Source organism: Xenorhabdus indica (assembly GCF_014467235.1).
Taxonomy (GTDB): Bacteria; Pseudomonadota; Gammaproteobacteria; order Enterobacterales; family Enterobacteriaceae; genus Xenorhabdus; species Xenorhabdus indica.
Genome location: NZ_NKHP01000123.1, coordinates 1 through 454 on the forward strand (window position 1 = coordinate 1; position 454 = coordinate 454).

At 48.7% G+C, this 454-nt stretch carries 1 protein-coding gene; it reads left to right on the plus strand.

Annotated features, from left to right (window positions below; translation table 11 throughout):
• A partial coding sequence (locus tag Xind_RS25510; protein WP_187650976.1) for an autotransporter outer membrane beta-barrel domain-containing protein occupies nucleotides 1-454 on the plus strand: 454 nt, incomplete at both ends.

The following is a 454-nucleotide window of genomic DNA, read 5'->3' on the forward strand; positions in this document are numbered from 1 at the left end:
GAGTGTTTACGAGGCTTACGGACGAGTTTTACAGACGCTGAATACGCCAGCGTCCTTGCGTGACCGGATCGGCAGACGTAAGCGCAAGCCGATTGACATGGATGATTTCAGAAATACTGCTAGTGAGTACAACACTAACGAGAGTACACGCCAGATACCCAATGGGGTATGGGGACGTATGACCGCTTCTTACGGTAAATTATCGCCACGTGTCTCTACATCGGGTGCTGGCGCCATCACCTATAATATGACCCGTGCTCAAATCGGCATAGACAGGCACTTTTATGAAAATGACCAGGGTTCAGCGGCAGGCGGTGTTTTCCTGCAATATTCGAATATTAATGCTGATGCAGGCTCTGTGCATGGTGCAGGTAACATTCGTGCGCAGGGTTACACAATAGGCACAACAAGCACGTGGTACGGCAATAATCAATTTTATTTGGATGGGTTAGCT